The organism is Leifsonia sp. McL0607 (assembly GCF_049993355.1).
In the GTDB taxonomy this organism is placed as follows: Bacteria; Actinomycetota; Actinomycetes; order Actinomycetales; family Microbacteriaceae; genus Leifsonia.
The window spans coordinates 34,955-60,104 of the sequence record NZ_CP188253.1 but is presented as its reverse complement, the minus strand read 5'-3'; the positions used below and the strand labels follow the sequence as shown (position 1 = coordinate 60,104).

Below are 25,150 nucleotides of genomic sequence, written 5' to 3'. Positions count from 1 at the left end.
AGAGCGCGTTTTAGGGGCGTCAACGTGCCCCTCGGCGCCAGTGCGACTCTCAGGGGGTCGGTGCGAGCGCGTCGTAGTGGCGGAAGCCGCGCTGAACGCGTACCACCGTCGCGACCAGCACCACGATCAGGAGGCCGCCGAGCAGCGGTGGGAACCAGAGCGCCCCGGTGAGCGCGAGTACGCCGATGTAGAGGTCGCCGAGGCGCGGTCCTCCCGCCACGACGACCGTGAACACGCCCTGGAGCCGGCCGCGCATGACGTCGGGTGCGGAGGCCTGCAGGATGGTCATCCGGAAGATCGCGCTGACGTTGTCCGCCGCCCCGGACGCCGCAAGAAGCACGGTCGCGGCGATCAGCGCGGGGAGGTTCGCCTCGGCGAACGAGGCACCGCCTCCCGCCGTGCCGCTGAGCGCGACGACCGCGAGCACGATGCCGAAGCCGAGGACGGACGCGCCATAGACCAGGATCGCCCGCTCGACGGCGCGGCCCTGCCAGCGCACGTGCCCGAGGCGACCGGAGAACACGCTCGAGATCAGGGTGCCGACCGCGCCGGCCGCGGTCAGGATGCCGACGGTGACCGGGCCTCCGCCGATCAGGAGTGCGCCGACCGCGGGGAATAGCGCGCGCGGCTGGCCGAACGTCATCGCGATCAGGTCGAGTACGAACGTCATCGAAAGGTTCGGCGCGGTCTTCAGGAACCGCAGCCCCTGCATGACCGACGAGAGACCCGCGCTCTGCCGCTCGCCCTCCGGCACGATGGACGGGAGCGTGAAGATCCCGAGGAACGCCGCGGTGAACAGGATGACGTCGACCGTGTACGTCCAGGGGATGCCGACGCTCGCCACCAGGAGGCCCGCCAGTGCGGGGCCGACCGTCACCATGACGCCCATGCTGATGCCGCCGAGCGCGCTCGCCGCCGGCAGCAGGCGGGCGGGAAGGAGCCGTGGCGTGATCGCCTGCCTAGTCGCACCGATCATGACCGTCGCGGCCGCGTTGATCGTCGTGAGCACGTACAACGGCCAGACGACCTCGAGATGCATCCAGGCGAAGAGAGCGATGCCGGCGGTGGAGGCCCAGGCGACGATCGCGGTGACGAGGGCGACCGTGCGCCGGTCGAAGGCATCGGCGAGCACGCCGCCGTAGAGCCCGAACGCGATCATCGGCCCGAGCGCGAAGAGCGCGACGAGCGAGACCGCGAGGGTCGAGTGGGTCAGGTCGTAGATGTGGAGGCCGACAGCCACGACTGTCATCTGGCCGCCGATGCCCGAGATGGCGCCGCCGGCCCAGAGCCGGGCGAACGCCGGCGACTCCTTCAGCGGGCTGAGGTCGACGAAGTGCCGCGTGCGCGACAGCCGCGTATCGTCGGGCTCCTTCGTGCCGGGAGCCTGCTCGGTGCTCAGAAGCGGGGCTTCTTGCTGAGCGAGACCGCCGCCAGCGAGAAGACGACGCCGAAGAGCATGATGGTCACCGTGACCGCCTGCAGCACGACCTGCCAGAACGGCATGAACGGCGTGACGGACGCCCAGAGCCAGAGGATGGCGCCGATCAGGGTGATCACGTAGCTGAAGGTACCGCGGGCGTAGAGCGCGTTGAGCGAGACGACCGTGGCGGCGACCGTCACCTGGAACAGCGGCAGGAAGGCGTCGGCGTTTCCTGTCCAGGTCGCGACCAGGCTGATGACGCCGATGACCAGGGTGACCAGCACGACGAGGGTCGCGAGAGCGTTGCCCACCAGGGGCGGGAGCGTTGCGCTCAGGCTGCGGACGAGGCCGCCCTGCTCGTCGTCGACGACGACGTCGTCGGAGGTGGTGGTGCGGGTGTCGGCGATCGTGTGCGTGCTCACGACGACGATCTTACCGCCAGGCGGGGGCGGGCGCCGCACACGGGGCGAGCACGGTGGGGCCATGTCTGCGCTCCGCCGCCGGTTCCGGTTCGCACTCCCCGGCGCGGTCGTGCGCGCTGATGAGGCAGTGGCTCGCCGCATCAATCACCGGCGCACCGAGCCGGGCGTCCATTGTCCGTCGTGACCGCCATGTCCGTCGCGCATCCGGGACCGCGACGCGGAGCCGGCGCCGTAGGCCGACTGCGCCGAGCGGCCCTACTGCGCGATCGGCCGGCAGTACGCGGCGTACCCGTCCGCGAGCGCTCGACGGTCTGAGGCGTCCGCCAGCGCGGGATCGGCGTTCATCGCGGTGTCGAACGTGAACGACACGATCGGGACGCCCGTCTTCTTCAGCGCTGTCAGGTCCGCCGCCAAGGCGCTGGGCGACGTCGGGAAGTTCGCCTCGCCCGGACCGGGCGTGTAGACGTCGGCCCACACGGTCACGCCGTATACCGCGGCGAGCGACGTGCCGGTGGAGACGAGCGCGGCGTTGTCGGCCGGGCTCCACCCCGTCATCTTGAAGCCGTCCTGCAAGGCCCAGGTGTCCACGCCAGAGCCGGCGAAGAACGGCTCGAACATCTGGACGAACTGCACCCCGGTGAGGTTCGCCTCGATCGCGCGCGCGACCGCGGGCGACCCGAGCACTGGAACCCGCTGGGGAAGCCCGCGCAGACCGTCTGTGATCCGCTTGTAGAACCCGACGTGCAGGCTCGTCCTCGCGGCGTCGTTCACGCTCTGCAAGCCCGGCTCCACCGGGATGTACCAGCCCGCGATGTCGCTGCCGAACCGCGAGCGGAGGTCAGCTGCGAGCCGGATGGATGCGTCGGCGATGTCGTTCAGGGTGGCCGCGTCCGTGTTCGTCGAGGCGTCGTCGAGGACCTCGGGGCTCACCAGAAGCCCCACCCACAGGGCGACGCCGGCCTTCTTCGCGGCGGCGACGACCCGCGGTAGCGAGTCGTCCCACTGTCCGAAGCCGGTGCCCGGGCTCGCCTGATACGTGGTCGCCACCGACCCGTCGCCGTAGCGGTAGCCGGTCCACTGCAGGATCGCGGTGTTCATCCCGGACGTCTTCATGTTCGCGAACATCGTGTCGAGGCGCGCGGCGGAGGCGCCGTAGACAGAGTAGGGGCTGATGAACGAGCCGCCGATGGCGCCCGCCGCCGAGACGGAGCAGGACGCGGTGGTCGGGGCGGTCGCCACCGCGGCGAACGCACCTCCTGGAGCGGCGGCCAGCGAGGCGACGGCCAGGCCTACGACGGACAGTGAGAGGACGCTGATTCCACGCACCTGTGCTCCTTTTGCATAGTGTCAAGTATTGGACTCTATAACATTTCTCACATCATTCGTCGAGCGTGCCCACCCGCGGACTCAGCACGGCGAAACGGGTGTTCGGGCGGCCGGCGTGCGAGCTCCGGGTGACGAAGGCGCGCTGCTCGTCCAGGAGCCTCGCCGACCAGAGCGCGTAGTCCTCCTTCGTCCAGTCCTCCCGCTTGAGCACGACGACCGAGAGCTGTGGCCGCCGCACCAGGCGGAAGCCGTCGCGGCGCTCGTTCTCGTCCGCGATCCGGCGGGCCAGCAAGGAGGGACGTGCTCACGGCCTCGCGGTGGGCGGCGGCACCGTGGCTGGCGATCGAGAACCAGAAAGGGAGGCGGCGGGCGCGCCGGGTGAGGCGGGCCGCGTAATCGGACGGGCTTCGCTCCGCCGTCTCGGTGAGGATGTCCAGGTACTCGGCGCGCTGGGTGTGTGCCCGACGCCCCGCCTCCGAGTCGCGGGGGTTCAAGGCGCAGGCGTCGAGGGTGCGAACAGCCACTTGTGCGGGTCGTGCGTCGCGTAGTGGTCGCAGATCCAACTTGCCGCGCGAGTAGGGTGGGGCCATGTCTGCGCCCCGTCGCCGCCGGTTCCGGTTCGCACTCCCCGGCGCGGTCGTGCGCGCTGATGAGGCTGTGGCCCGCCGCATCAACCACCGGCGCACCGAGCCGGGCGTCGACGCGTTCTGGCGGCTACTGAGCGGCGCCGCCGACCACGGCAAGCTCTGGTTCGCCGCCGCGGCCGTGCTCGTCGCGCTCGGCAATCCGCGGGCGGCATTGCGCGGTGTCGTGTCGCTCGGTCTCGCGAGCCTGGTCGCGAACGTCGTCGGCAAGACCCTCGTCGGCGGGCAGCGTCCCGCCCTGACCAGTATCCCGGTCGCTCGTAGACTCGACCGGTCGCCGACCTCCCCGTCGTTCCCGTCCGGGCACACCGCGAGTGCCGCGGCGTTCGCCGTCGGCGTCGCGCTGGAGTCGCCGTCGGCCGGTGCGGCCCTCGCGCCGCTCGCGGCGGGCGTCGCGTATTCGCGCCTGCACACCGGCGCGCACTGGTTCTCGGACGTCGCGGGCGGCGCAGCGATCGGCGCGGCCGCCGCTGTGCTGCTGAAAGCCGCGACGTCGCTGCTGCGCTCCGCGCGGCGCTCGGCAGCGCCCGCCCCGACCGCCGAGACGGTCGAGCTGCCCGTGCTGCCGCGTGGGGCGGGAACGTTCATCGTCGTCAACCCGGGCTCCGGCGCCGGGCTCGGGAGGCCGGATCCGCGGCCGCTGCTCGCGAAGCGATTCCCGGACGCCCGAGTGCACGAGCTGCAGGACGGCGACGACATCGCCGCGCTCGTCCAGGAGCAGCTCGCCTCGGCGGAACCGCCGCGCGTGCTCGGGATCGCCGGCGGCGACGGCACGGTCTCGGCGATGGCGCACGAGGCCCGGCTCGCCGGGCTGCCGTTGCTGGTGCTCCCGGGCGGCACGTTCAACCACTTCGCCAAGGCGGCGGCGCTCGAGTCGATCGAGACCGCTCTGGACGCCTTCGAGGCGGGCGCAGGTCGCCGGGTGGACGTCGCCGAGCTGCGCTTCCCGGCCGGCGGCGACGCGGTGACGCGGACTGTGCTCAACACGGCCTCCGTCGGTCTCTACCCGGCCTTCGTCGCGGAGCGCGAGAGGCACGAAGGGCGGTGGGGCAAGCCGGTCGCGGCTGTGATCGCCGCCATCCGCGTCGTGCGCTCCACCAACCCGGTCGAGGTGGAGATCGACGGCCGCGACCGGTCGATCTGGTCGGTTTTCGTGGGTGTCGACCGCTACTACCCGGTGTCGGTCGCGCCGATCGAGCGCCGGAGGCTGGACGACGGTCTGCTCGACGTCCGCATCCTCTGGGCGGGCCGACGGCCGAAGGCCCGCGGCGCGGTCGCTCTGGCGTTCGGCGGCCGCACCGACGCGTTCGTCGCGCGGCTCCCGCTCTTGCAGGGACCTCCAGTGATCGACGCGTTCACCGACGACAGGCTTTCGGTGCGCGCCCGCGACATCGATCCCGGCTACGCGCACGACGGCGAGGCGTCGGCGGACACGCCCGGCGAGGGGCTGGAGCTGCGGATCCTCCCGGCGGCGCTGGAGGTCTACTCGCCGCGCACCCCCTGAACCGAGCGCGGCATTCGGCGCGAATGTGGTGTCTCGCACGGCATGTAGTGACATTCGCCGCGAATGCGCCGCGCGCCCGGGGAGCCGGGCGCGGCGCCGCGTCACGACTCCCGCACGACCTCGTCGACGGACTTGTCGGGTCGCAGGCCCCGCCACGAGGGCTGACGGAGGCGGTCGGTGGCCGTCCACTCGGCGAACTCGACCTCCCCGACGTATTCGGGTCGCACCCAGTGCGCGCCGCGCGCGTCGAGCGATGGCACGCCCTCCAGGGCCGGGGTCTTGCGCGGATGGGCGGCGAGTTTCGTGGCCAGGTCATCGAGCATCGCGTCGGTGAAGCCCGTGCCCACCTTGCCCACGTAGCGCAGCCCGTCGCCGTCCGGGATGCCGAGCAGCAGCGCGCCGATGCCGTTCGCCCGTCTGCCGTTCCCGGGTGTCCACCCGCCGATGACGACCTCTTGGCTGAGGTGGTGCTTGATCTTGATCCAGGTGCGCGAGCGGCGGCCGGTCGCGTAGGTGCCGTCGCGCTGCTTGGCCATGACGCCTTCGAGACCCAGCTCTTTGGAGGAGGTGATGGCGTGGTCCACGTCGCCGGCGAAGGCGGGCGGCACCTGCACGGGGTCGTCTTTCGGGGGCGTGAGCACGGCCTCCAGAGCGGCGCGGCGGTCGTCGTAGGTCTCGCGCCGGAGGTCCTTCCCGTCGAGTTCGAGGAGATCGAACACGAAATAGTGGGCCGGTGCGCGCGTGGCGGCCGCCTCCACCTCCGCCGGCCGACTGAGGCCCATCCGGGTCTGCAGGAGGCCGAAGTCCGGCCGGCCCTGGCGGGTGAGGGTCACGATCTCGCCGTCGACGATCAGGTCGTGCGCGCCGGCGAGCCCGACGAGCCCGGCGAGGTCCGGGTAGGTGCGGGTGACGTCGTTGCCCTTGCGCGTCGTCAGCCGGAGGGCGCCGTCCTGCACGACGGCGATCGCCCGGATGCCGTCCCATTTCATCTCGAACGCCCACTCGGCCTCGTCGTGGATGTCACGGCGCGAGCCGAGGGTCGCGAGCATGGGGGAGATGGGCGTGCTGTCGATCGCGCGGCGTGCCGTCGCCGCCGTCGTCTTCTTCGACCTCGCCGCCTTCTCCACCGTCGGCTTCGCCGCAGCCGTCTGCCGGTCCGCATCCTTCATGAGGTGGATCAGCCAGTTCTTCTCGTCGCCGCCCTGAGCGGTGGCGATGAGCGCGAACTTTCGCGGCTCGCCGCCCAGCCCGCCGTCCCTCTGACCGTGCAAGGTCGCGATCACCTCGTCTTCGCGCCACTTCTCGAGTTCGTACTCGCCGTGGTCCCAGATGTCGACGTGGCCCGCCCCGTACTCGCCGTGCGGGATGTCGCCGGCGAAGGTGCCGTACTCCAGCGGGTGGTCCTCCACGTGCACCGCCAGGTGGTTCTGCTTCGGGTCGGTCGGGGGACCCTTGGGCAGCGCCCAGCTGACCAGGACGCCGTCGTGCTGCAGCCGGAAATCCCAGTGCAGTCGCCTGGCGTGATGCTCCTGGATGACGAACGAGCGCCCGTCCGCGGCGTCGGGGCTGACCGTCGGCACCGGCTCCGGTGTCTTGTCAGCGTCACGCTTGGAGCGGTAGGTGGTGAGGCGGTCCGTCCCCTCGGCCGCGGCCCGGCCGGCGGAGAGGTCGGCGAGCGGATCCCCGCGCTTCTTCACCCGATCGAGCACCTCCGGGTACTCCAGCTGGCGCAGCTCCTTCGAGGCCAGCTCCCGCCAGGTGCGCGGCGCTGCGACCGTTGGGCGGAACCGTCCGCGCAGAGAATAGGGCGCGATGGTCGTCTTCGCTCCGTTGTTCTGGCTCCAATCGACCAGCACCTTGCCCGCCCGGAGCGCCTTCTTCATGTCGCTCACCACGAGGTCGGGATGGTCGGCCTCCAGCGCCCGCGCCAACTCGTGTGCCACGGCCGAGACCTGGTCGCTGGTCTGCGACCCGTCCAGCGGGGCGTACAAGTGGATGCCCTTCGAACCGCTCGTCACCGGGAGCGGGTCGAGGCCCATGTCGGCGAGGATGGCGCGTGCCAGCCCGGCGACCTCCGCGCAGTCGAGCAGGGTGGCGCCGTCGCCGGGATCGAGGTCGAGGACGAGTCGGTCGGGGTTCCTGCGCTGATCCCCGCGGCCGACCCGCCACTGCGGCACGTGCAGCTCCAGAGACGCGATCTGCGCGAGCCAGACGAGCGTCGCGCGGTCGTTGACGAGCGGGTAGGTGTTGGCACTGGTCTTGTGCGTGATCGTGCGCGTCTTCACCCAGCCGGGGGTGGAGGCCGGGTCGAGGTTCTTCTGGAAGAAGACCTCGCCGGGATGACCGGGTGTGCCGACGCCGTGCACCCAGCGTTTCCGCGTGGCGATGCGGTCGCGGGTGTGCGGGATCATCACGTCGGCGATCGCGTGGTAGTAGCCGATGACGTCCGCCTTCGTGGTCCCGGTCTCCGGGTACATGACCTTGTCGAGGTTGGTCAGCCGCAGCCGGTGGCCGTCGATCGAGACCGTCTCGGTGTCCTCCGCAACCATGCGAACACCGTACGCCGCCGCGCGGTCTCGCGGCAGGCGCAGCTATCGCCCATTGAGTTTCGGCGGTTCGACGGACACGATGGACGCATGAGGGCCATTTGGACGGGCGCTATCACCTTCGGGCTGGTCAACGTGCCCGTGAAGGTCTACAGCGCGACAGAGGATCACGACGTCGCACTCCACCAGGTGCACGACGCCGACGGCGGGCGCATCCGGTACAAGCGCGTCTGCGAGATCGACGGCAAGACCATTCCGTACGAGCACATCGCGAAGGCGTACGACGACGGCGAGCGGACCGTCATCCTCACGCCGGAGGACCTGGAGTCGCTGCCGGCCGAGCGCAGCAGGGAGATCGATGTCGTCGAGTTCGTCCCGAACGACCAGCTCGACCCGCTGTGGTTCGATCGCAGCTACTACCTGGAGCCCGATTCCAAGTCCCTGAAGGCCTACGCTCTGCTGCGCAAGACCCTGGCGGACGAGGACCGCACGGCGATCGTCAACTTCGCCCTGCGCCAGAAGACGCGTCTTGGCGCCCTCCGGGTGCGCGGCAACGTGCTCGTGCTGCAGACCATGCTCTGGCACGACGAGATCCGGGAGGCCGACTTCGCGGCGCTGGAGACGACGCCGCGGATCACCGAGCGCGAGCTGTCGCTGTCCGCGGCGCTCATGGAGAGCTTCGCCGGCGACTTCGAGCCCGAGAAGTTCTCCGACGAGTACCAGGAGGAGCTCCGCAAGCTCATCGACGCCAAGCTGGAGCAGGGCGAGACCATCGACACCGCGGTCACCTTCGGCGAGGAGCCGGAGGAGTCGAAGAAGGGCGGCGGCGAGGTCATCGACCTGATGGAGGCGCTCCAGCGCAGCGTCGAGCGCAGCAGGGGAGGGGCGGCCTCCGAGACGAAGGCGCCCGCCGCGAGCACCGCCGAGCGTGCCGCCGCGGCGAAGGAGCCAGCAAAGAAGACGCCCGCGAAGAAGGCCAAGAAGCCCGCGTGACTCGCCTGCGGCGAAGCGACCCGTCCGGGCCGGGGTATGCCCGGCGTGACTCGGCCAAGGGTCCCGTGTACGAGGACGAGGCCGGTAACCGAATCGTGGACGAGCGCGAGCTCGAGCGGATCCGCTCGCTCGTGATCCCGCCCGCCTGGAAGGACGTCTGGATCTCCCCGGACGACCGCGGACACATCCAGGCGGTCGGGACCGACGCCGCCGGGCGCCGACAGTACCGCTACCACGACTCGTGGCTGCTGCATCAGGACCGGATCAAGTTCGAACGTGCGGCACAGCTGGCCGAGACGCTGCCGGCGGCGCGCCGTGCGGTGACGATGGATCTCCGTGAGGAGGGCTTCGGCCGCGACCGAATCCTGGCCGCGGCGTTCCGTATCATCGACCTCGGCAGTGTGCGGATCGGGAGCGAGGAGTACCTGCACGCCAATGGGAGCCGTGGTCTCACGACGCTGCTGTGCCGGCACGCGCGCATCGACGGCGACGACATCACTCTCACGTTCCCGGCCAAGTCGGCGCAGAAGTGGACCAGCACTCTCACTGACCCCGACCTCGCCGCGCTGCTGGCCGAGATCCAGGCATTGCGGGGGCCGCGCGCGCGACTGCTCTCGTGGAAGGACGGCACCTGGCACACGATCCGGCCCGCGTCGCTCAACGAGTACATCCGGCGGCAGACGCGCGGCGACTTCACGGCGAAGGACTTCCGCACTCTGCACGGCACGATCGTCGCCGCCCAGGCGCTCGCTGCGCTGGGCGTCGGCGGTTCCGCCGCCCAGCGCAAGAAGCGAGTCTCGGCGGCTGTGAACGAGGCGGCGGCGGCCCTCGGCAACACTCCGACGATCGCGCGCAACAGCTACATCGATCCGCGTATCTTCGACCGCTATCGCAACGGCGAGGTGATCGATGTCAGGGGCGGTCGCGTGCCGGAGCCTGCGCTGCTCGAACTCCTCGCGAGCTGACCGCGCCGACGACGTGGCAGAACGCGATCGCCATCGGGGCCGCCGGTTTGTTCGCTGGGATATCGATGAACGCACGCCACGCCGGTGACACCACGAGGCCGTCCGTTCGGCGCCATTCCCTTGACATCCGGGCATTTGCGCGGGCGCAAGCGACACGCCTAGCAAGTCGCCGGCGGCGTGTCAACCCCTTGTTGGGGTCGTAGGCAATCTGTCTACCCTTGGACACGAATCGAGGCAGAAAAACTCTGTGCACGATGGGATGGGATGACACGATGACAGTGCTCGAAGTGACGAATGATCCAGTACGCGACTACCTCAATTCGATCGGGAGGACCCGTCTGCTCACCGCGGACGAAGAAGTCGCCCTCGCCAAGCGGATCGAGGTCGGCGTGCTCGCCGGCGAGCGACTGGCCACCCGCCAGGGGCTGACCCCGCGCGAGAAGCGAGAACTGCAGTACCTAGCCGACGACGGCAAGCGTGCGTTCGAGCGCTTCATCGAGGCGAACCTTCGTCTCGTCGTCAGCATCGCCAAGCGCTACGCGGGCCGTGGTCTTGCGGTCATGGACCTGATCCAGGAAGGCAACCTCGGTCTCGTCCGCGCGGTCGAGAAGTTCGACTACCGCACCGGAAACAAGTTCTCCACCTACGCCACCTGGTGGATCCGCCAGTCGATCCTCCGCGGGATCGCGGACACCGCTCGCCTGATCCGGATACCGGTGCACACCGTGGAGAAGATCGACAAGCTCGACCGGATCCGCCGCGACCTGGGCGGCGAGCTCGGCCGTACGCCCACGCTGGAGGAGATGGCGGAGGCCGCCAACCTGACGCCGGCCGAGGTGCACAAGCTGCGCATGAGCGATTCGGAGACCGTGTCGCTGGCCGTCCCGGTCGGCGAGAACGAGGGCGCGGAGCTCGGCGACCTGATCGAGGACGGCGACGCGCCTGGGCCGTCGGAGTCGGTGGAGGTCGAGTTCCGCCACCGCGATCTGGAGGAGCGCCTTCGCAACCTGCCTCCGCGTGACGCCAGGGTGGTGCGCATGCGCTTCGGCCTCGACGGCCAGAAGCCGATGACACTCGACGAAGTGGGCGAGGTCTACGGCATCACCCGCGAGCGGGTGCGCCAGCTCGAGACGCGCAGCCTCAAGCGGCTGCGCTGCCCGGAGCTGCTCGAGTACCTGCGCTGACGGCGACGACGGACGCGAACGGGAAACCCCGGGCTCAGGCGAGCTCGGGGTTCTCCTGTTCGGCGACCGCCTGGTCGAACGGGATGTCTCCCGGACGGTCTCCCGGGGCGGCGGCGTCGGCCCCGACCGTCGCGTCGGCCGGGGCCCCGGCCGCGGGCGCTTCCGCCGGCGCGGCGGGCGCGGCCGGCGCTGCGACGGGGTCTTCTTCTGCCGGAGCCATGATGGCCTCCCTCGCTCGATCCGGACACACTAAGCGCGTCGCCCGCGCCGATCAAGACGTTCTGAGCGTCTCTCAGCGAGTTGGCGGTTAGCGGCTGGGGGGAGTGTCGGCGTTGACCTCGTCCGCGCCGAGGGCGCCGATCTCCTCGGTGAGCTGCAGGCCCTGGGCGCTGTTGGACGAGAGGGTGAGCTGCTCCAGCCACGCCTTGTTGATCTTCGGCGGCCTCCCGCCGCTGTAGCGGAACAGCAGCGGGATGGCCGGGTCGATCCAGATGGCGCTGCGGCCGTCGCCGACCCCCTGCTCGTCTCGCCACGAGAAGAAGAACCCCTCCTTGCGGCGCAGCTTGAGGCCGACCACGATCTGCAGGTGCGCGAGGATCCGATCCTCGAAACCGATCTCGGTCGTCCCGCCGTAAACAAGCTTGCCCATGCGAGAACCGTACCTGACGGTCGGTGTATGTGGGATCGGAGGGAGGGTATGTTCGGGCGGTGACGGCGATGCGCGTGCTCGTGACCGGGGCCACCGGATACATCGGCGGCCGCCTGGTGCCGCGCCTCCTCGAGCGCGGGCATCGGGTGCGGGTCCTCGTGCGGTCGCCGCTCACGCTGATTGATGTGCCGTGGCGCGACGACGTGGAGGTCGTCCACGGCGATCTCGGCGACCCGGCCGCCGTCGCGCAGGCAGTCCGCGACATCGACGCCGTCTACTACCTGGTGCACTCGATGCGCGCCACGGGCGATTTCGACGCGGACGAGGCCGAGGCGGCGCACGCGGTCGCCGACGCGGCGGTCGCGGGGGGAGTGCGCCGGATCGTCTACCTGGGGGCGCTGCATCCCGACGGTCCGCTCTCGCGACACCTGCGGTCCCGGGTCGCCGTCGGGCGGATCCTCCTCGACTCCGGCGTTCCCACCATCGTTCTGCAGGCCGGTGTGGTCATCGGCGCCGGCTCGGCGTCGTTCGAGATGATCCGCCAGTTGACCGACGTGCTGCCGTACATGCCGGCGCCGTACTGGGTGCGCAATCGCATCCAGCCGATCGCCGTGCGGGATGTGCTGCACTATCTGGTCGAGGCCGTCGAACTGCCCGTGGAGGTGTCACGTTCGTTCGACATCGGCGGCCCGGACATTCTGCGTTACGGCCAGATGATGAACGGCTACGCCGTGGAGGCGGGCCTTCGGCAGCGCCCGATCGCCGCCCTGCCGGTGTTCACCCCCTGGCTGGCATCGCAGTGGGTGAACCTCGTCACGCCGATTCCGCGGGCGCTGGCCGTGCCGATCATCGAATCGCTGCAGTACGACTGCGTACGGCGCGAGAGCGACATCGATGCCCTGATCCCACCGCCGGTCGGTGGCCTCACCGGTTACCGGGCCGCCGTCCGCCTCGCGCTCGCGCGGATGCGCGAGGGGACGGTGGAGACGAGTTGGAAGGACGCATCGGTCTCCGGTGCTCCCAGCGATCCACTGCCGAGCGATCCGGAGTGGGCAGGTCACACGGTCTACACCGATCTGCGCGAGCGGGCGAGTAGCGCGAGCGCGGAAGAGGTGTGGCGTGTCGTCGAGGGGATCGGCGGAGAGCGGGGGTGGTATTCGTTCCCGCTCGCCTGGGCGCTGCAAGGGTGGGCCGACAAGGTCGCCGGCGGCGTCGGACTCCGTCGCGGTCGTCGCCACGCCGACCGGTTGCAGACGGGCGACGCGCTCGACTGGTGGCGGGTGGAACAGCTGGAGCGCGGTTCGGCGCTCCGGCTCCGCGCGGAGATGCGGGTGCCGGGACGCGCCTGGCTGGAACTCGGCGTCCAGTCGGACGGCGATGGCAGCCGGTACCGGCAGCGTGCGTTGTTCTTCCCTCGCGGCCTGGCCGGGCGGCTGTATTGGCTCGCCATTCTCCCGTTCCACGGCGTCATCTTCGAGGGCATGGCGAACCGGATCGTCGTGACGGCCGAGCGCGCCGCGTCTGCTCGGCGCGCACAGGTCACTCCGGCGGAGCGGTGACGAGCGTGGTCGCGCTCAGGTCGTCGAGGAACCGGGTGACGATCTCCCGCTCCTCGGGACCGAGCGCGCGAGCCACCTCGAAGCGGCGCGCGTGCTGCAGCCCCATCGTCCGGCGTACCTGCCGGTGCGTCTCCGGAGTGATCTCGACGGTGACGGCCCGCCGGTCGGTGGGGTGGGGGCGGCGCACGATGTGGCCGGCCCGTTCCAGCCGGTCGAGCAGCTTCGTGACGGAGGCGGTCGAGACGTGGAGGTGTTCGCTCAGCGCACCCGCGGTCACCGCGACGTTCGCGTTGGTCGACGCGATGATGTACCGCAGCGCCTTCATGTCCGTCTCGTTGAGCTGGAGGGCGGTGCGCGACTCGAGGTTGAGCCGCTGCTCCGCCTCCCGCCAGTGCCGCACGGCGGCGAGCACGCCGATGATCTGTTCGAGCTCGTCCTCGGAGAGGTCGTCGTGGCGCACGAGCTCTTGCCTCGGGTCGATGACGCGCGGGTCGATCAGCGACCCGGAGATGCGACGCGCTTCGTCCTTGGAACTCATGCGCTCATCCTATTGCCAAGCGTAAGAATCGTGCTAGGTTATTTACTTACCTGGCTAGGTAAGGAGGCTCGCATGACCCAGCTCCATCCCGATATCGCGCACGTCAGCAGCCCGACGGAGACGATCGCCGAGGCGATCGAGGCGGATCTGCTCCTCGTCGAGCACGAGTTCTCGGCCTTCCTCGCGGGGCGGGAAGCCGAGGCCGTCGAGTACGGCGACGGGTACCGCCGCCTCTGGCAGAGCGTGACGGACTCCGCACGCGGGGGCAAGCGCCTGCGGCCGCGCCTCGTCCTGACCGCCTACCACGGGCTGAGCGGCGACGGCCTCCGCGCCGACGCCGTCCAGACCGCCCTGGCCGTCGAGCTCCTGCACACCGCCTTCCTGCTCCACGACGACGTGATCGACGGCGACACCGTGCGCCGCGGCCGCCCGAACGTGGCGGGCGAGTTCAGCGCGGACGCCCGCTTCCGCGGCGCCGCTGAGCCCCGCGCGCTGCTCTGGGGACAGTCGGCCGCCATCCTCGCGGGCGACCTCCTGCTCCACGCCGCCGCCCAGCGCGTCGCGCGCCTGTCGGCGCCCGAGTCCGCTCGGTCGCTGATCCTCGACCTGCTCGACCGTGCGGTCTTCGTGACGGCGGCCGGCGAGCTGGCCGATGTCGGCCTGGCGACGGGGCTGTCCGACGGCGGGATCGACGACGTCCTCACGATGACGGAGGCGAAGACCGCCGTGTACACCGTGGCAGCGCCGCTCGCCGCCGGAGCAGCGCTCGCCGGCGCGAGCGAGGACCTCCTCGACCTCCTCGCCGGCTACGGACGGCTGGTCGGCACGGCCTTCCAGCTGGGCGACGATCTCCTCGGCGTGTACGGCGAGGAGGCCGTGACCGGCAAGAGCGCGAGCAGCGACCTCCGCCAGGGCAAGCAGACATCGCTGATCGCCGTCGCGCGCGGCACCCGCGAGTGGCCGGCCATCGAGCCGCTGCTGGGGCGCCCCGACGTGACCGCCGCCGACGCGGCCAGAGCGGGCGCATTGCTCGAGCTCTGCGGCGCCCGGGTATTCGTCGAGCGGCTGCTCGCCGAACATGTCGCCACCGCCATCGCGACGCTCGACTCGCCGCTGGTCCCCAGCGAGCTCGCGGCTATCCTCGCCCGGCTCGCGCTCGGCTGCGTCAGGCGGACGTCATGACCCGCACCGCCCCAGTGCCCGCGCGAGCAGCGACCCCGCCGACCGACCTCGGGCTCTACGGAGAGGCCGCCCATCGCAGTGCGGCGACGATCATCCACGAGTACTCGACCTCGTTCGCGATGGCGACCCGCCTGCTGTCGCCGGCGGTCCGGCCCCAGATCGAGGACGTCTACGCTCTGGTCAGGGTCGCGGACGAGATCGTCGACGGCGCGGCAGCCGAAGCCGGGCTCTCCCCGGCTGAGATCGCAGCGGTGCTCGACGGGCTGGAGGACGACACCGAGCGGGCGATGCGCAGCGGCTACAGCGCCAACGTCGTCGTCCACGCCTTCGCCCGCACGGCGCGCGCAGCCGGCTTCGGCGACGAGCTGACCCGTCCGTTCTTCGCGTCGATGCGGCGGGACCTCGACCCTGTCGACTTCACCGCCGACGAGCTCGGCGCCTACATCTACGGCTCGGCGGAGGTCGTCGGCCTGATGTGCCTCGCGGTGTTCCTGCACGACACGCGTGTGCCGGAACCGAGCAGACGACGGCTGGAGGTCGGAGCGCGACGGCTCGGTGCCGCGTTCCAGAAGATCAACTTCCTGCGCGACCTCGCGGTGGACTGCACCGAGCTCGGCCGGAGCTACTTCCCCGGCATCGACCCCGCCCATCTGACCGAGCGCCAGAAGCTCGCACTCGTGGTCGACATCGACTGCGATCTGGGAGTGGCCGCCGATGCCATCCCGGAGCTGCCGGAGAACTGCCGCCGCGCGATCACGGCGGCCCACGGCCTGTTCGCCGAGCTGAGCGACCGCATCCGCGTCACACCCGCGGCCGACCTCATTGCGCACCGGGTGAGCGTGCCGACCCGCACCAAGCTGGCCGTCCTGATCCGTGCGGCGGCGGGGGCGCTGCGATGACGGTGCGCGCTGCCGAGTCGCGCCGCGTCGTCGTGATCGGCGGCGGGGTCTCCGGGCTCGCGACCGCCGCCCTGCTCGCTCACGACGGGTGCCGCGTGACCCTCCTGGAGCAACAGGACGTCGTCGGCGGCCGGGCCGGGCTGTGGGAGGCCGACGGCTTCCGCTTCGACACGGGCCCCTCCTGGTATCTGATGCCGGAGGTCTTCGACCATTTCTTCCGGCTCCTGGGCACGAGCACGGCCGAGCAACTGGACCTGGTGACGCTCGACCCCGGCTACCGGCTGTTCGCTCAGGGGAGCACGCAGACACCGGGCGGCGACGCGCCCCTCGACATCCGGTCCGACGGCGCCGCGAACCGTGCGTTGTTCGAGAGCGTGGAGCCGGGGGCGGCCGCGGCCCTCGACTGCTATCTGGCGAGCGCGTCCGAGACCTACCGGCTCGCCGTCGACCGGTTCCTCTACGCGACGTACGCGTCGCCCCGGCCACTGCTCGACCCTGCGGTCCTCCGGCGGCTCGGCAGGCTCGCGCGACTGCTCGTGGAACCGCTCGACCGGTACGCGGCGGGATTCGTCCACGACACGCGCCTGCGCCAGCTGCTCGGGTATCCGGCCGTCTTCCTCGGCACGTCGCCCACACGTGCACCGAGCATGTACCACCTCATGAGCCACCTCGACCTGGACGACGGCGTCCGCTACCCGATGGGAGGCTTCGCGGAGTTGATCGCCCGGGTCGCGGCGCTCGCCGAAGCCGCGGGAGCGGACCTCCTCACCCGCGCCCGCGTTGTCGGGATCCGCACGGACACGCGCGGCGGCCGGGCGCGGGTCTGCGGTGTGGAGTGGGCGGACGCCTCCGGCGCTCGGCACGTGACAGAGGCGGACCTCGTCGTCTCCGCCGCCGACCTGCACCACACCGAGACGCAGCTGCTGCCTCCCGAACTGCGCACGCACCCCGAACGTCTCTGGCGCCGCCGCGATCCCGGTCCGGGGGCCGTGCTGGCGATGCTCGGCGTGCGCGGCGACCTCCCGCAGCTCGCGCATCACAACCTGTTCTTCACGACCGACTGGGAGGCCGGCTTCGCGCGTGTTTTCGGCGCGCGCCCCGGCATCCCCGACCCCGCCTCGCTCTACGTCTGCAAGCCGAGCGCGACCGACCCCGGCGTCGCGCCAGCGGGCCACGAGAACCTGTTCGTCCTCGTGCCCGTGGCCGCCGACGTGTCGATCGGCGCCGGCGGCGTCGACGGGGCGGGCGACCGCATCGTCGAACGCACGGCCGACGCGGCGATCGCGCAGGTCGCCGCGTGGGCGGGCATCCCCGATCTGGCCGATCGGATCGTGGTGCGGCGCACCGTCGGCCCTGACGACTTCGCGCAGCGCTTCAACGCTTGGCGCGGCGGCGCGCTCGGGCTGGCGCACACGCTGCGGCAGAGCGCCTTCTTCCGGCCCGGCAACGCCTCGCGCCGGGTCGACGGCCTGCTGTACGCGGGCTCATCCACCATCCCGGGCATCGGGCTGCCGATGTGCCTGATCAGCGCTGAGCTGATCGTCAAGCGCCTGCGCGGCGACGCCTCGGCCGAGCGGCTGGCGGAGCCGCTGGCGCCCGCCGCGCGTGCGGAGCGCGTGCGGTGAGCCTCGCCTACCTCGCCTGCCTGCTGATCGCGTCCGCTGCGCTCGTGCTCCTGGACAGCCGGTTCGCCCTCGTCTTCCGGCGGGACGCCCGGCGCGCCACAGCGGTCGTGATCGTCTGGCTGGTCTTCTTCCTCGCCTGGGATGCCGCCGGGATCGTCTTCGGGGTGTTCGCGCGCGGGCGCTCGCCGTTCATGACCGGTGTCGAGCTCGCGCCAGAACTCCCGTTGGAGGAGCCGGTGTTCCTGGCGTTCCTCTGCTATCTGACGCTCATCCTGATCTTCGGCGGCCGTGCCGTGCTCGACAGAGGCCAGGGGAGGAGCAGATGAGCTACCTCCTCATCGATTTCGTCTTCCTGGCCGTCGCGGGCGCAGTCCTCGCGCTCGCGCTGGTCCGCGCACCCGACCGCGCCCGGCTGATGCGCCGCTGGTGGCCTCCCGTGCTCGCGTCGGCAGTCGTCCTGATGGCGCTCACGATCGTCTTCGACAACGCGATGATCGCCGCAGGTCTGATGACGTACGCTCGGCACACCGTGACGGGCGCCCGGGTCGGTCTGGTTCCCGTGGAGGATCTCGCGTATCCGATCGCCGGGCTGCTGCTGGTCAGCGGCCTCTGGGTCCTGCTCCGGCGGAGGCCGACGTGACCACTGCTGTCGCTCCTGCGCTGTTTCGCCAGCTGTTCCTGGCCTCCCGCCCGCTCAGCTGGATCAACACCGCCTTCCCGTTCGCTGCCGCCTACCTGCTCACCACGGGACGCATCGACGCCGTCCTGGTGATCGGGACGCTGTACTTCCTCGTGCCGTACAACCTCGCGCTCTACGGCATCAACGATGTGTTCGACTACGAGTCCGACCTGCGCAATCCGCGCAAGGGCGGGGCGGAGGGCGCCCTGCTCGACCGGCGCGTGCACCGGAGCACGATCGTCGCCGCCGTCGTGACGAACGTCCCCTTCCTGGTGTTCCTCGTCCTGGTCGGCTCGCCGTCGTCGTGGGTCGTGCTCGCCGCGAGCCTGTTCGCGCTGCTGGCGTACTCGATGAAGGGGCCGCGGTTCAAGGAGGTGCCGTTCCTCGACTCGGCGACCTCCAGCTTCCACTTCGTCAGCCCGGCGCTCTATGGTCTCGTCCTCGCCGGAGCCGTCTTCACACCCGGGTTGTGCCTGCTGCTGCTCGCGTTCTTCCTGTGGGGCGTCGGCAGCCACGCGTTCGGCGCCGTGCAGGACATCGTGCCCGACCGGGAGGCCGGCATCGCCTCGATCGCCACAGTGCTCGGCGCCGCACGCACCACGCGCCTGGCGATGGCCGCCTGGGCAGCCGCGGGCCTGGCGATGCTGGGGACGTCGTGGCCCGGGCCGCTCGCTGCGCTCCTCGCCGTGCCGTACCTCCTGACGGCCGCGCCGTACTGGTCGCTTCCCGATGAACGGGCGAGCGCCGCCAACCGGGGCTGGCGGCGCTTCCTCTGGATCAACTACGCGTGCGGGTTCGCCGTCACCCTGCTGCTGATCGCCTCCGCGCTCGGCTGAAGCGAGAGTCCCTAGTCTCGCGGGATCAACTGCTGCAGGCTCCAGCCGTTGCCGTCCGGGTCGGTGTAGGTGACGAAGCGGCCCCAGGGCTGCTCGTCGACGCCCTCGGCCTCCACCCCGTTCTCGCGCAGGTGCGCGAGCGCCTCGTCGGCGTTCGGGATGACGATCTGCAGGCCCTTCATCGTGCCGGGCACCATGTCGGTCAGCCCCTCGCCGAACGCGATCGAGCACGCCGATCCGGGAGGCGTCACCTGCACGAATCGCAGCGTGGGGGAGACGACCTGGTCGAAGTCCGCGTTCCAGCCGAGCGCGTCGACATAGAAGGCTTTGGCCCGGTCGACGTCGGTGACGGGGACGATGATGAGCTCGATGCGCCAGTCGCTGATGGTCATGATTCCTTGCCCTTTCGGTTTTCCGTTCGTGTGATTCCAGGCTAGAAGGACTAGCGGTCACATCCCGTCCTGAATCGCACTTCACCCTCATCCGAAATGAAGGGAATTCGCGGATCCACCCGCTAATGTCGTGACCCATGACCGACAGCCCCGCCGCACCGAGTCCCTACGAGGTGCTCGGCGTCAGTGCGACCGTCAGCCAGGACGAACTGCGCCGCGCCTACCGGCGTCTCGCCCGTGCCACCCACCCCGACACCGGGGGGACGGCGGCGGCCTTCCAAGCGGTGCAGACCGCGTGGGAGCTCGTCGGCGACCCGGAGGGCCGCGCGCGCTACGACCGCGGCGAGACCCTCGTGGTCGACGCCGTCTCAGGCGAATCCGGTGGCGGAGGCTTCAGTGCGACCGTGCATCCCACGCGCGCCTCCGCGCGCGGGGCCACCGTGCGGGCGCGCAGCTACGGGCATCCAGGCGGTCGCGCCAGGGAGCGGTTCCTGACGCTCATGCGCGAGTGGATGGGCCGCGGCTCCGACGCCGACCCGTACGACCCGGCGCTGGTCCGCTCCGCTCCGCGCGAGATCCGCATGCTGCTGGCGGAGGCGCTCGCCGAGGAGGCGACGGCCCGCGCGGTCTCCGGCCTCGGGATCGGCTTCACCATCTGGAACGACGTCGCGGTGCACCCGGCGACCGACGCCAAGCTCGACCACATCGTGCTCGGCCCTGCCGGGCTGTTCGCCGTCCGCTCCGCCGACTGGGGGAGCGAGGTCAAGCTCGCCAAGGGCGAGCTGACAGGGGCCGGGATCCGCCGCGATGAGGAGCCGTTCCGCGACCTCTACGCGTCGGCCAAGCGCTTCGGCCGCCAGGCTGGCGTGCGGTTCACCGGTCTCATCGTCGTGGTTCCCGACGACGCCCTCGCCGTCCCGTTCGACATTGTGCAGCGCGGCCGGCTGTCGGGGTCGATGGTCGTGCGGCGCTCGCTGCTGCCGAAGGTCCTGCGCGACGGCGCCAACGCCGCGGGCCGCGAGAGCGTCGACCGTGCGTTCGAACTGCGGCCGCGGCTGCAGGAGGCCGTCCGCTTCGTCTAGGGCGTGCCTCCCTGCTCTCCCTAGACGAAGCGGACACTAGGGGAGCAGAGTGTGCCCATGGTCAACACTCTCGACATCTTCAGCGGATTCAGCGTGAACGACATCGACGCCGCGCGCACCTTCTACCGGGACGCGCTCGGCCTCGACGTGACGGACGGCCCGATGGGCAACCTCGACATCGCCCTCCCGGCCGGCGGCCACGTGTTCGTCTACCCGAAGCCCGATCACCAGCCCGCGAGCTTCACCATCCTCAACCTCGTCGTCGCCGACATCGACGCGGCCGTCGACGAGCTCAACGCGAAGGGCGTGGTGACCACGATCTACGACGACGACGCGTTCCCGACCGACGAGAAGGGCATCGCGCGCGGCAAGGCGGCGAATCGTGGACCGGACATCGCCTGGTTCCGCGACCCGGCAGGAAACGTGATGTCGGTGCTGCAGGACTGAGACCGCGTCTTCGGGCCGGCGGACGGCGTTCAGCGCAGCCGCTCGCAGAGCCCCATGGCGTCGTAGGGCGCGCGCACCTTCAGGTCGTTGTCGAAGTACGCGAACACGTCGAGACCGGCATCGAGTCGCTGCCGCAACTCAGCGGCCCAGCGGTCGAGCGCCTCATCGGTGTACCCGCTCGCATACAGCTCCTGGTCGCCGTGGAGGCGTACGTATGCGAAGTCGGCGGTGACCTCTCGGATCACCGGGTACCTGCCGGCGGTGTCGGCGAGGACCACCGCGGCGCCGTGCTCGCGCGCGACGCGGGCGAATGCCGGGTCGGTGAAGCTCGGGTGTCGCGCCTCCACCGCGTGCCGCAGGGCGTGGTCACCCCCGGAGGTCAGATCCGTGCGGTCCTCCTCGAGCGTCGTCTCGGCGGCGAGCCTGCGCGCGTCCGCCGCGCTCGACGGCAGCATCCCGAGGAACGCGTCCAGCGCCTCCGGGTCCAGCGGCAAGGTCGGCGGCAGCTGCCAGAGGATCGGGCCGAGCTTGGGGCCGAGCGCGAGAACGCCGGACGCGAAGAAGTTCGCCAGCGCGGCCCGTGCGTTCCGCAGCCGCAGGATGTGCGTGATGTAGCGACCGCCCTTGACGGCGAAGACGAACCGGTCGGGAGTGGTCTCGGCCCAGGTGCGGTAGCTCGAGGGCTTCTGCAGCGCGTAGAAGCTGCCGTTGATCTCGATCGAGTCGAGCTTCGACGACGCGTACTCCAGCTCTGCGCGATGCGGCAGGCCCTTCGGGTAGAACACTCCGCGCCAGGGCGCGTACGTCCATCCGGAGATGCCGACCCGCGCCACAGCCATCAGCGGCCCCGGAGCTGGTCGAGCAGGCGCCGGTCGCGCTTGGTGGGGCGCCCCGCCCCGCGTTCGCGCGTGATGTCCGACGGCGCCTCGGTCTTCGGAGGTGGCGGCGGGGTGCGGTCTTCGAAGCACTCGGCGGCGATGGCCGCGCCCACCCGCTTCACGATGAGCTTGCGCGCGATGTAGATCTTCTCGGAGCCGCCGACGTAGGCGCGCACCTCGTCGCCGACCTTCACCTGCTGCGACGGCTTCGCACGGTCTCCGTTGACCTTGAGATGGCCGGCCTTGCACGCGTCGGAGGCCGCCGACCGGGTCTTGTAGAGGCGCACGGCCCAGGCCCAGGCATCGACACGGACACTCGTCATGGCTGGAGGGCCGGCTCCCCGGCCCGCTCGAGCGTGCTCTCCTCCTCGGCCAGCTGCGCTTTCCACTTCACGAGGCTGCGCACCGTCCGGCTGCGGTCGTTCGCCAGCTTCTCCATCACGTCCGCCGGTACCGAGTAGTTGACCGCGACCCAGCCGCGTACCGTCTCCGAGCGGTCGCTCGCGAGCGACCGCAGGATGTCGCACGGCGTCGCCTCGTTCTTGGCGACGCAGCCGCGCACGCCCTCGTCCGGGTCGTTCGCGAGCTCCAGGAACAGATCCTCCGGCGTGTTGTAGCTTGAGGCAACGGCCTCCCGGATTTTCGGGTTCGGGTCGGTCGCGAGCAGCCGCAGCCTCCGCAGCTTGCTCTCCGTGAACTGCGGTGCCGGATGCAGCACGGCGGCCTGCTCCGCGGTGAGTATCCCGGGGCTGTGGTCGCGCATGGCCTGACGCTGGGCGCGGGTGTTGAAGCGGATGCAGGACATGCCTCCACCGTACGCGCTGGACCCATCGAAAGGTGGAAGCAGCTCTCAGCCGCGTCGCGTTACCGTGAAGGCATGGAATCCCTGCTGCGACGGCTCGACCGGATCGCGGGCGGACGCCACGCCGGGCGTTCGTCGTCATCGCCTGGCTGCTGGCCGCCGAGCTCGTCGTCGGCACGACGGCGGTCGTGATCGCCCTCGTCCTCACGCTCGACGGCGCCCTCGTGCCGTTCGCGGTCTGGATGCGCTCGGTCGTCGTGCTCGGCATGACCGTTACCCTGTTCTACTTCGCGTGGCGCGCCCAGAAGGGCTACTACTGGGCGTACGCGCGCCTACGGCTGTTCTCCAAGATCTTCCCCGTCGTGACGCTCGTGATCGCGGCGATCCCGGGGCTCTACCCGTTCTGGATGGTGACCGAGCAGATCGTTTTCAGCCTCATCCTCATCGGGGTCGCCGACTACCTCGACTCCGACCACATGCGGGAGGCTTTCCCCCGCCCGGCGCGCGAGGTCACGACCGCGCCGTGACCGTCTCGTCCCCGCGCCGCGGGAACCACGGGACGATCGGCGACGTACGCCGCTGGTAGTCCGCGTATTCGGGGTACCGCGAGCGCGAGATGCTCTCGGTGAACACAGTCGAGCCGGTGAACAGCCCGGTGAGCAGCAGCGGGCCGATCACGGTCCACTGCAGGATCGAGCCGGCGGCGGCGCAGCCGAACAGGAAGACGCTCCACCACTGCGCCTGCTCGAAGAAGAAGTTCGGGTGCCGCGACAACCGGAACAGCCCGGTCTGCAGGAAGCGCGGGCTCGGCTGCCGCCCGGCGACGACCTCCCGCTTCTTCCACTGCTGGAAGTCCCACTGCTGCTGGTCGGCGATCGTCTCGCCCGCCAGGAACAGCAGGAAGAGCACGGCGCAGACGATGTCGAGCGCGTTCACCGGTGTCGGGTGCAGGTACGCGGTCCACGCAGGCAGAGCGATCAGCAGCAGGAGCACGTTCTGGTAGATCGCGATGAAGAACAGGTTGAACGCCGCGAACGCCCCGCGGCTCATCCGGCCGCGCAGCACCTCCCAGCGGTAATCCTCGCCGCCGGGAGCATAGCCTCCCTTGCGCGCGAAATTGAACGTGAGCCGCGCGCCCCACAGCGTGACGAGACCGGCCATCAGGTCCAGACGGGCGTCCTGGAGGCCGGCCGCGCCGGCGAACACCCAGACATAGGCCACGGGCACGATCGACCAGATCCGGTCGACCCAGGAGTGCTCGCCGGCGATCAGCGACAGCACCCAGGTGGCGGCGCACACGCCGACGAGGATCCACAGGCAGACGATGATGGGCTCCACGCCCCACATCCTAGGTGTGAGGGGCATTCTCGGTGTTGCGGTCTCGCGCACCGGCGCATACGCGGTCACTAGAGTGGAAAACGTGGATGGTGTCGGCGCGGTGAGCTCGCGCGTGTGGACGGTCCCGAACGCTCTCAGTTTCTTCCGGCTCGCTCTGGTCCCGGTGTTCCTGTGGTTCGTGATCGTGGGGGAGGACGCGCTCGCTCTCGCCGTCCTCGTCGTCTCGAGCATCACCGACTTCCTCGACGGCTGGCTGGCCAGGAAGCTGAACCAGGTCTCGCGGCTCGGCCAGCTCCTCGACCCCGCGGCCGACCGCCTCTACATCTTCGCGGCGCTCATCGGCCTCGCCTGGCGGGAGGTCCTCCCCTGGTGGCTGGTTGCGGTGATCGTCGCGCGCGACGTCATGCTGGCGGTGCTCGGCCTCATCCTCGCCAACCACGGCTTCGGTCCGCTGCCGGTGCATCACCTCGGCAAGGTGGCCACGTTCTGCCTGTTCTTGGCGCTCCCTCTCCTCATGCTGGGCGAGGCGTTCGACGCCACCGCTCCCTACTCGCTGCCGCTCGGCTGGGCCTTCGCGCTGTGGGGAGCGTTCCTCTATTGGTGGGCCGGAATCGTCTACATTCGCGAGACGGCCCGAGTCATCCGGCTTCCGGCCGATGACAGCGGGCCACATTCCGATAGGCTTGACCAGGAGGAGGTTGACGGTGCCTGACGAGAATTACCCCGCTGCTCAGAGTTTTCCCGAGGGAAAAGGTGACGACCGCGCCGCCGCGAACCCCACGCGCGAATCCGCGACGGGAAACGAGGACACGACCGCGCGCTTCGGCGAGGAGTTCGTGTCCAAGATGTTCCCGGTCGACGGAGAGATCAGTCCCGAGGAGCAGGAGGCGATCGCCGCCCTGCCTTCCGGCTCGGCTCTCCTGATCGTGCGTCGCGGGCCGAACACGGGTGCGCGCTTCCTGCTCGATGCCGATGTGACGAGCGCCGGGCGCCACCCCAACGCCGACATCTTCCTCGACGACGTGACCGTGTCGCGACGTCACGCCGAGTTCACTCGCCGCGGAACGGCCTTCGAGGTGCGCGACCTGGGGTCGCTCAACGGCACCTACTACGACGGCGTGCGCATCGAGAGCGCCCTGCTCAGTGACTCCTCCGAGGTTCAGATCGGCAAGTTCCGGCTCACGTTCTACGCGTCGCGCAAAGACCTCGCCGCAGCGGCGAACGGCTAGGGCCGCCCTCC

General features: G+C 70.4%; 28 protein-coding genes and 1 pseudogene. 16 read left to right on the top strand and 13 right to left on the bottom strand.

Annotated elements, in window-relative coordinates; all coding sequences use genetic code 11:
* Positions 1-49: 49 nt before the first annotated feature.
* The 4 genes and pseudogenes from ACPPVW_RS00275 to ACPPVW_RS00260 all read right to left on the bottom strand — a co-directional run.
* Complete coding sequence (locus ACPPVW_RS00275) at positions 50-1,351, bottom strand: MFS transporter (RefSeq protein WP_426626345.1); 1,302 nt, start codon at positions 1,349-1,351, stop codon at positions 50-52.
* Between the two features lie 44 nt (positions 1,352-1,395).
* Complete coding sequence (locus ACPPVW_RS00270; protein WP_426624576.1) at positions 1,396-1,842, bottom strand: hypothetical protein; 447 nt, start codon at positions 1,840-1,842, stop codon at positions 1,396-1,398.
* Between the two features lie 255 nt (positions 1,843-2,097).
* Positions 2,098-3,168 (bottom strand): DUF4434 domain-containing protein, encoded by a 1,071-nt coding sequence (locus ACPPVW_RS00265; RefSeq protein WP_426624575.1) that lies wholly within the window; start codon positions 3,166-3,168, stop codon positions 2,098-2,100.
* A 52-nt stretch (positions 3,169-3,220) separates the two neighbouring features.
* Positions 3,221-3,703: pseudogene (locus tag ACPPVW_RS00260) on the bottom strand (pyridoxal-dependent decarboxylase); the annotation flags it as partial.
* 53 nt (positions 3,704-3,756) lie between these two features.
* Between ACPPVW_RS00260 and ACPPVW_RS00255 the strand changes: the two are divergent.
* Complete coding sequence (locus ACPPVW_RS00255; protein ID WP_426624574.1) at positions 3,757-5,316, top strand: bifunctional phosphatase PAP2/diacylglycerol kinase family protein; 1,560 nt, start codon at positions 3,757-3,759, stop codon at positions 5,314-5,316.
* Positions 5,317-5,417: 101 nt separating this feature from the next.
* Here ACPPVW_RS00255 and ACPPVW_RS00250 read toward each other — a convergent pair whose 3' ends face one another.
* On the bottom strand, positions 5,418-7,865 hold the full coding sequence (locus ACPPVW_RS00250) for an ATP-dependent DNA ligase (protein WP_426624573.1): 2,448 nt from the start codon (positions 7,863-7,865) through the stop codon (positions 5,418-5,420).
* A gap of 87 nt (positions 7,866-7,952) precedes the next feature.
* On the opposite strand from ACPPVW_RS00250, the gene ACPPVW_RS00245 reads away from it, so the two are divergent.
* From ACPPVW_RS00245 to ACPPVW_RS00235, 3 genes are all read left to right on the top strand, one after another.
* Positions 7,953-8,855 carry a Ku protein gene (locus ACPPVW_RS00245; RefSeq protein WP_426624572.1) on the top strand — a complete coding sequence of 301 codons (903 nt, stop codon included), beginning with the start codon at positions 7,953-7,955 and terminating at the stop codon, positions 8,853-8,855.
* The gene (locus ACPPVW_RS00240; RefSeq protein ID WP_426624571.1) at positions 8,852-9,820 is read left to right on the top strand and encodes a DNA topoisomerase IB; all 969 of its coding nucleotides are present in this window, start codon (positions 8,852-8,854) and stop codon (positions 9,818-9,820) included. Before ACPPVW_RS00245 ends, ACPPVW_RS00240 begins: the two co-directional genes overlap by 4 nt.
* A 218-nt stretch (positions 9,821-10,038) precedes the next feature.
* On the top strand, positions 10,039-11,004 hold the full coding sequence (locus tag ACPPVW_RS00235) for a sigma-70 family RNA polymerase sigma factor (RefSeq protein WP_426624570.1): 966 nt from the start codon (positions 10,039-10,041) through the stop codon (positions 11,002-11,004).
* Positions 11,005-11,038: 34 nt separating this feature from the next.
* Here ACPPVW_RS00235 and ACPPVW_RS00230 read toward each other — a convergent pair whose 3' ends face one another.
* Positions 11,039-11,224 (bottom strand): hypothetical protein, encoded by a 186-nt coding sequence (locus ACPPVW_RS00230; protein WP_426624569.1) that lies wholly within the window; start codon positions 11,222-11,224, stop codon positions 11,039-11,041.
* A gap of 87 nt (positions 11,225-11,311) precedes the next feature.
* A complete protein-coding gene (locus ACPPVW_RS00225; protein ID WP_426624568.1) occupies positions 11,312-11,653 on the bottom strand; it encodes an ATP-dependent DNA ligase in 342 nt (113 codons plus the stop codon).
* Between the two features lie 68 nt (positions 11,654-11,721).
* Between ACPPVW_RS00225 and ACPPVW_RS00220 the strand changes: the two genes are divergently transcribed.
* Positions 11,722-13,212 (top strand): SDR family oxidoreductase, encoded by a 1,491-nt coding sequence (locus tag ACPPVW_RS00220; protein WP_426626344.1) that lies wholly within the window; start codon positions 11,722-11,724, stop codon positions 13,210-13,212.
* Here ACPPVW_RS00220 and ACPPVW_RS00215 read toward each other — a convergent pair.
* Complete coding sequence (locus ACPPVW_RS00215) at positions 13,193-13,750, bottom strand: MarR family winged helix-turn-helix transcriptional regulator (RefSeq protein ID WP_426624567.1); 558 nt, start codon at positions 13,748-13,750, stop codon at positions 13,193-13,195. The two genes, ACPPVW_RS00220 and ACPPVW_RS00215, sit on opposite strands and share 20 nt — an antisense overlap.
* Positions 13,751-13,822: 72 nt before the next feature.
* Between ACPPVW_RS00215 and ACPPVW_RS00210 the strand changes: the two genes are divergently transcribed.
* The 6 genes from ACPPVW_RS00210 to ACPPVW_RS00185 are packed head-to-tail and all read left to right on the top strand — an operon-like array spanning position 13,823 to position 18,971.
* Positions 13,823-14,932: a polyprenyl synthetase family protein gene (locus ACPPVW_RS00210; RefSeq protein ID WP_426624566.1), complete on the top strand. Its 1,110-nt coding sequence runs from the start codon at positions 13,823-13,825 to the stop codon at positions 14,930-14,932.
* Positions 14,929-15,831 carry a phytoene/squalene synthase family protein gene (locus ACPPVW_RS00205; RefSeq protein WP_426624565.1) on the top strand — a complete coding sequence of 301 codons (903 nt, stop codon included), beginning with the start codon at positions 14,929-14,931 and terminating at the stop codon, positions 15,829-15,831. The genes ACPPVW_RS00210 and ACPPVW_RS00205 overlap by 4 nt, the downstream gene beginning before the upstream one ends.
* Positions 15,828-17,456 (top strand): phytoene desaturase family protein, encoded by a 1,629-nt coding sequence (crtI, locus tag ACPPVW_RS00200; protein ID WP_426624564.1) that lies wholly within the window; start codon positions 15,828-15,830, stop codon positions 17,454-17,456. Before ACPPVW_RS00205 ends, crtI begins: the two co-directional genes overlap by 4 nt.
* Positions 17,453-17,782, top strand: a complete 330-nt coding sequence (locus ACPPVW_RS00195) for a lycopene cyclase domain-containing protein (protein WP_426624563.1) — start codon at positions 17,453-17,455, stop codon at positions 17,780-17,782. The genes crtI and ACPPVW_RS00195 overlap by 4 nt, the downstream gene beginning before the upstream one ends.
* Positions 17,779-18,096, top strand: a complete 318-nt coding sequence (locus ACPPVW_RS00190) for a lycopene cyclase domain-containing protein (RefSeq protein ID WP_426624562.1) — start codon at positions 17,779-17,781, stop codon at positions 18,094-18,096. Before ACPPVW_RS00195 ends, ACPPVW_RS00190 begins: the two co-directional genes overlap by 4 nt.
* A complete protein-coding gene (locus ACPPVW_RS00185) occupies positions 18,093-18,971 on the top strand; it encodes a prenyltransferase (RefSeq protein WP_426624561.1) in 879 nt (292 codons plus the stop codon). The genes ACPPVW_RS00190 and ACPPVW_RS00185 overlap by 4 nt, the downstream gene beginning before the upstream one ends.
* An 11-nt stretch (positions 18,972-18,982) precedes the next feature.
* Here the strand turns inward: ACPPVW_RS00185 and ACPPVW_RS00180 are convergent, their stop codons facing one another.
* On the bottom strand, positions 18,983-19,363 hold the full coding sequence (locus tag ACPPVW_RS00180; RefSeq protein ID WP_426624560.1) for a glyoxalase superfamily protein: 381 nt from the start codon (positions 19,361-19,363) through the stop codon (positions 18,983-18,985).
* 137 nt (positions 19,364-19,500) lie between these two features.
* On the opposite strand from ACPPVW_RS00180, the gene ACPPVW_RS00175 reads away from it, so the two are divergent.
* Together ACPPVW_RS00175 and ACPPVW_RS00170 are read left to right on the top strand one after the other, a co-directional pair.
* The gene (locus ACPPVW_RS00175) at positions 19,501-20,445 is read left to right on the top strand and encodes a DnaJ domain-containing protein (protein WP_426624559.1); all 945 of its coding nucleotides are present in this window, start codon (positions 19,501-19,503) and stop codon (positions 20,443-20,445) included.
* Between the two features lie 57 nt (positions 20,446-20,502).
* Positions 20,503-20,892 (top strand): VOC family protein, encoded by a 390-nt coding sequence (locus ACPPVW_RS00170; RefSeq protein ID WP_426624558.1) that lies wholly within the window; start codon positions 20,503-20,505, stop codon positions 20,890-20,892.
* Between the two features lie 29 nt (positions 20,893-20,921).
* Here ACPPVW_RS00170 and ACPPVW_RS00165 read toward each other — a convergent pair whose 3' ends face one another.
* Genes ACPPVW_RS00165 through ACPPVW_RS00155 form a run of 3 tightly spaced genes read right to left on the bottom strand, consistent with a single transcriptional unit; the run spans position 20,922 to position 22,575 of the window.
* Entirely contained in the window at positions 20,922-21,731 is an 810-nt protein-coding gene (locus ACPPVW_RS00165; RefSeq protein ID WP_426624557.1) for a DUF72 domain-containing protein, read from the bottom strand.
* On the bottom strand, positions 21,731-22,093 hold the full coding sequence (locus ACPPVW_RS00160) for an RNA-binding S4 domain-containing protein (protein ID WP_426624556.1): 363 nt from the start codon (positions 22,091-22,093) through the stop codon (positions 21,731-21,733). The genes ACPPVW_RS00165 and ACPPVW_RS00160 overlap by 1 nt, the downstream gene beginning before the upstream one ends.
* The gene (locus tag ACPPVW_RS00155) at positions 22,090-22,575 is read right to left on the bottom strand and encodes a HEAT repeat domain-containing protein (protein ID WP_426624555.1); all 486 of its coding nucleotides are present in this window, start codon (positions 22,573-22,575) and stop codon (positions 22,090-22,092) included. The genes ACPPVW_RS00160 and ACPPVW_RS00155 overlap by 4 nt, the downstream gene beginning before the upstream one ends.
* A gap of 185 nt (positions 22,576-22,760) precedes the next feature.
* Between ACPPVW_RS00155 and ACPPVW_RS00150 the strand changes: the two genes are divergently transcribed.
* Positions 22,761-23,099: a hypothetical protein gene (locus ACPPVW_RS00150; protein ID WP_426624554.1), complete on the top strand. Its 339-nt coding sequence runs from the start codon at positions 22,761-22,763 to the stop codon at positions 23,097-23,099.
* On the opposite strand, the gene ACPPVW_RS00145 is transcribed toward ACPPVW_RS00150, so the two are convergent.
* Entirely contained in the window at positions 23,083-23,910 is an 828-nt protein-coding gene (locus ACPPVW_RS00145; protein ID WP_426624553.1) for a DUF1295 domain-containing protein, read from the bottom strand. The genes ACPPVW_RS00150 and ACPPVW_RS00145 overlap by 17 nt on opposite strands.
* A gap of 82 nt (positions 23,911-23,992) precedes the next feature.
* Between ACPPVW_RS00145 and ACPPVW_RS00140 the strand changes: the two genes are divergently transcribed.
* Entirely contained in the window at positions 23,993-24,622 is a 630-nt protein-coding gene (locus ACPPVW_RS00140; RefSeq protein WP_426624552.1) for a CDP-alcohol phosphatidyltransferase family protein, read from the top strand.
* Positions 24,615-25,139, top strand: coding sequence for an FHA domain-containing protein (locus ACPPVW_RS00135; protein ID WP_426624551.1), 525 nt, complete (start codon positions 24,615-24,617; stop codon positions 25,137-25,139). The genes ACPPVW_RS00140 and ACPPVW_RS00135 overlap by 8 nt, the downstream gene beginning before the upstream one ends.
* Positions 25,140-25,150: the final 11 nt, after the last annotated feature.

Bases quoted from the DNA above. Each gene is read 5' to 3' on its own strand.
- ACPPVW_RS00250 (WP_426624573.1), bottom strand. From the start codon at position 7,865: ATGGTTGCGGAGGACACCGAGACGGTCTCGATCGACGGCCACCGGCTG.
- crtI (WP_426624564.1), top strand. From the start codon at position 15,828: ATGACGGTGCGCGCTGCCGAGTCGCGCCGCGTCGTCGTGATCGGCGGC.
- ACPPVW_RS00180 (WP_426624560.1), bottom strand. From the start codon at position 19,363: ATGACCATCAGCGACTGGCGCATCGAGCTCATCATCGTCCCCGTCACC.
- ACPPVW_RS00225 (WP_426624568.1), bottom strand. From the start codon at position 11,653: ATGGGCAAGCTTGTTTACGGCGGGACGACCGAGATCGGTTTCGAGGAT.
- ACPPVW_RS00165 (WP_426624557.1), bottom strand. From the start codon at position 21,731: ATGGCTGTGGCGCGGGTCGGCATCTCCGGATGGACGTACGCGCCCTGG.
- ACPPVW_RS00155 (WP_426624555.1), bottom strand. From the start codon at position 22,575: ATGTCCTGCATCCGCTTCAACACCCGCGCCCAGCGTCAGGCCATGCGC.
- ACPPVW_RS00220 (WP_426626344.1), top strand. From the start codon at position 11,722: ATGCGCGTGCTCGTGACCGGGGCCACCGGATACATCGGCGGCCGCCTG.
- ACPPVW_RS00245 (WP_426624572.1), top strand. From the start codon at position 7,953: ATGAGGGCCATTTGGACGGGCGCTATCACCTTCGGGCTGGTCAACGTG.
- ACPPVW_RS00190 (WP_426624562.1), top strand. From the start codon at position 17,779: ATGAGCTACCTCCTCATCGATTTCGTCTTCCTGGCCGTCGCGGGCGCA.
- ACPPVW_RS00210 (WP_426624566.1), top strand. From the start codon at position 13,823: ATGACCCAGCTCCATCCCGATATCGCGCACGTCAGCAGCCCGACGGAG.
- ACPPVW_RS00255 (WP_426624574.1), top strand. From the start codon at position 3,757: ATGTCTGCGCCCCGTCGCCGCCGGTTCCGGTTCGCACTCCCCGGCGCG.
- ACPPVW_RS00230 (WP_426624569.1), bottom strand. From the start codon at position 11,224: ATGGCTCCGGCAGAAGAAGACCCCGTCGCAGCGCCGGCCGCGCCCGCC.
- ACPPVW_RS00170 (WP_426624558.1), top strand. From the start codon at position 20,503: ATGGTCAACACTCTCGACATCTTCAGCGGATTCAGCGTGAACGACATC.
- ACPPVW_RS00205 (WP_426624565.1), top strand. From the start codon at position 14,929: ATGACCCGCACCGCCCCAGTGCCCGCGCGAGCAGCGACCCCGCCGACC.
- ACPPVW_RS00175 (WP_426624559.1), top strand. From the start codon at position 19,501: ATGACCGACAGCCCCGCCGCACCGAGTCCCTACGAGGTGCTCGGCGTC.
- ACPPVW_RS00215 (WP_426624567.1), bottom strand. From the start codon at position 13,750: ATGAGTTCCAAGGACGAAGCGCGTCGCATCTCCGGGTCGCTGATCGAC.
- ACPPVW_RS00160 (WP_426624556.1), bottom strand. From the start codon at position 22,093: ATGACGAGTGTCCGTGTCGATGCCTGGGCCTGGGCCGTGCGCCTCTAC.